The sequence below is a fragment of the Streptomyces johnsoniae genome (genome assembly GCF_031845565.1).
Lineage (GTDB): Bacteria > Actinomycetota > Actinomycetes > Streptomycetales > Streptomycetaceae > Streptomyces > Streptomyces johnsoniae.
Genome location: NZ_JAVREV010000041.1, coordinates 1 through 3,439, shown reverse-complemented (window position 1 = coordinate 3,439; position 3,439 = coordinate 1). Strand labels below are relative to the sequence as shown.

The 3,439-nt window shown below is 76.0% G+C and carries 2 protein-coding genes; both read right to left on the bottom strand.

All coding sequences use genetic code 11. The features are described 5' to 3' along the window. Window positions 1-224 (bottom strand): beta-ketoacyl synthase N-terminal-like domain-containing protein (locus RM779_RS33135; protein WP_311621512.1); only part of this gene is annotated, 224 nt, incomplete at its 3' end. An 85-nt stretch (window positions 225-309) separates the two neighbouring features. Next, the gene (locus RM779_RS33130; protein ID WP_311621511.1) at window positions 310-3,411 is read right to left on the bottom strand and encodes a type I polyketide synthase; all 3,102 of its coding nucleotides are present in this window, start codon (window positions 3,409-3,411) and stop codon (window positions 310-312) included. Window positions 3,412-3,439: the final 28 nt, after the last annotated feature.

Genomic DNA, 3,439 nt, shown 5'->3' with positions numbered 1-3,439 from the left:
CACCCCCGATTCGAGGGAAACTCACTCACCGCATCCACCCCATCCGCCACAAGACGCCACAGATCATCCGGCGAACCCACCCCACCCGGATAACGGCACGCCATCCCCACGATCGCGATCGGCTCGTTCTGCTTCTCCTCGACGTCGCGCAGACGCCTGCGGGCATCGCGTGCGTCGGAGATGGCCCGTTTCAGGTACTCGCGGAGCTTGCTCTCGTCCGTCACGTGGTTTCCCCTCCTCGTCGGGTGTGCGGTGTGCGGGATGCGGTGTGCGGTGTGCGGGATGCGGTGTGCGGTATTCCGGCGGTTCTCAGTCGAGGCCGTCGACGAGGGCGAACAGCTCGTCGTCGCTCGCGGAGTCGAGATCGACTTCCGCCTCCTCCGCGCCGCCCGCGCCGGCCGCCGTTTCGGCGAGGCCGACGAGTTCGAGCAGCCGGGCGGCCAGGCGTTCGCGCGAGGCGTCGTCGGAGCCGAGCGACTCGATCGCCGGCTTCATGCGTTCCAGCGCCTCAAGCAGGGAGTCGGCGGCGGCCGTGTCGTCGGGCCCGATCCGGTCCGCCAGGTGGCGGGCCAGGGCGACCGGGTTGGGGTGGTCGAAGATCAGGGTCGCGGGCAGCCGCAGCCCCGTGGCCGCCGTCAGCTGGTTGCGCAGCTCGACGGCGGTCAGCGAGTCGAACCCGAGGTCCTGGAAGCTGCGTTCCGCGTCGACCGCGGTGTGGTCCCGGTGACCGAGGACCCCGGCCACGTGGGTGCGCACCACATCCGCCAGCGCCTCGGCCCGCTCGTCGGGGCCGAGCGGCGCGAGCCGCCGGGCCAGCGCCTGCCCCTGGTCCTGCTCCGCGACGCCCGCGGCGGCGCGCCTGGCCGTGGCCGGTGCCAGACCGCGCAGCAGGGGCGGCAGGCTCTCGCCGCGTTCGCGCAGCGCCGCGGTGTCGAGCCGGGTGACGGCCAGCACGGGCCGGCCGGTGGCGTGCGCGGCGTCGAACAGGTCGTGCGCCTCCGCGGCTTCCAGCGGCAGCAGGCCGAGGCGCGCGAGCCGCCGCAGGTCGGTGTCGTTCAGCCCCGCGCTGATGCTGCTGGTCTGCGACCACAGGCCCCAGGCCAGCGAGAGGGCCGGCAGCCCCTGGGCGCGGCGGTGGTGGGCCAGGGCGTCGAGGAACGCGTTGCCCGCCGCGTAGTTGGCCTGTCCCGCGGTGCCGATGAGCCCGGCGACGGAGGAGTACAGGACGAACGCGTCGAGGTCGAGGCCGCGGGTCAGGTCGTGCAGGTGCCACGCCGCGTCGACCTTGGGCCGCAGCACGGCGTCCAGCCGCCGGGCCGTCAGCTCCCCCAGCACGGTGTCGTCCAGCACGCCCGCGGTGTGCACCACCGCGCGCAGCGGATGCTCCGCGGGAACGGCGGCCAGCACCGCGGCCAGCGCTTCGCGGTCGGCCGCGTCACAGGCCGCGAAGGTGACCTCGGCCCCCGAGGCGGCCAGCTCCGCGCGCAACTCCGCTGCCCCAGGCGCCTGTTCGCCGCGCCGGCTGAGCAGTAGCAGGTGCCGGGCGCCGTGCGCGGTCACCAGGTGGCGCGCGAGCAGCTGTCCCAGGGTGCCGGTCGCGCCGGTGATCAGGACGGTGCCCTCGTCCCAGCGCGGGGCCTCGGACTCGGGCCGGGACTCGGCCCCGGCCCGGGTCCTGGCCAGGCGCGGGACGAGTACCTGCCCGTCGCGCACGGCGAGTTGCGCTTCCCCGCCCGTCAGCGCGGCGGGCAGCAGATCTTCCGTGTCGGTGTCGGTGTCGGTGTCCGTGTCCGTGTCGAACAGGACGATGCGGCCCGGATGCTCGCTCTGCGCGGTGCGCAGCAGACCCCAGGCACCGGCGTGCGTCAGGTCGGTGACGTCCTCGGGGCCTGCGGCGACGGCGCGCCGGGTGACCACCACGAGCCTGGTGTCGGCCAGCCGCTCCTCGGCGAGGAACGCCTGCACGTCCGCGAGCAGTTGCCGCAGGGCCGCCCGCGCCTCGGCGGGCAGGTCCGCCCCGGCCGCGGGAGCGCCGCCGGTCCGCAGGGGCAGCAGCACCGTTCCGGCGCCCGATTTCGCGGCATCCGCCGGGTCGCCGTACGCGGTGACGCCGGCGAACGGGGACGTGCCGAGCACGGCCCAGCCTTCGGTGTCGGCGCGGCCGTGCTCGCCGGGGAGCGGGGACCAGTCCACGTGCAGCAGCCCGTCGCGGCCCGTCCGCGCGGCGGCGCGCAGCGCCTCGGGGGCCGGCGGGCGCAGCAGTAGCGAGTCCACCGTCGCGACCGGTGCCCCGGTGGCGTCGGCGATCCGCAGCGCGGCCCTGAGGGTCTCCTCGTTCTGGTCGGAAACCGTCAGCAGGACCCGCAGTTCGGCCCCGCCCACGGCGTGCACCTCGGCGCCGTTCCACGAGTACGGCAGCCGCGGCCGGCCGCTTCCGGTCGCGACGCCGGGGAGCAGCGGGTGCAGCGCGGCGTCGAGCAGGGCGGGGTGGAGGATGAACCGGCCTGCCTGGTCGCGCAGTTCCTCGGGCAGGGCGACCTCGGCACAGAGGTCGTGGCCGGTGCCGCGCCAGACACGGCGCAGGCCCTGGAAGGCCGGGCCGTAGGCGAATCCCTGGTCGGCGAGCCGCGCGTAGGCGTCCTCGATGCCGACCTCGGTGAAGCCGGGCGGCGGCCAGGCTTCGAGCCCGGCGCCGTCGGCCAGCGGGTCGCGGGCGGTCAGGGTGCCCTCGGCGTGGAGCGTCCAGGCGCCGTCCTCGCCGTCGGGGCGCGCGTGGATGCCGACCGGGCGGGCCCCGCCGCCGTCGGCGGTGCCGACGAGCACCTGCACCTGGACGCCGCCGCGTGACGGCAGTGCGAGGGGCGCGGCGAGCGTCAGTTCCTCGACGCGCGGGGTGCCGACCTGCTCGCCGGCCCGGACGGCCAGTTCGAGCAGGGCCGTGGCGGGCAGGATGGCCGCGCCGGCGACCGCGTGCTCCGCGAGCCAGGGCATGGCGCGGGGCGCGAGGTGGCCGGTGAACAGGTGCTCGTCCCGGTCCGCGCGGGCCACCGCGGCGCCGAGCAGCGGGTGTTCGACCGCGTTCAGGCCGAGGCCGGTCGCGTCCGCGGGGGCCGCCCGGTCCTCCAGCCAGTAACGCTGGTGCTGGAAGGCGTAGGTGGGCAGCGGGACCGGCCGCGCGCCGGGGAACACGGCGGACCAGTCGGGCCCGGCGCCGCGCAGGCCCAGCAGGGCGAGCGCCGCCGTGGCGGTCTCCGCCTCGGGCCTGCCCTTGCGCAGGGCCGGGACCAGGAGCCCCGCCCGCTCGGTGAGGCTGTCGGGGACGAGGGCGGTCAGGACGCCGTCCGGGCCCAGCTCCACGAACTGCGTGACCCCCAACTCCTCCAACGCCCCCACCCCATCCGCGAAACGCACCGCCTCCCGCATATGACGCGCCCAATAA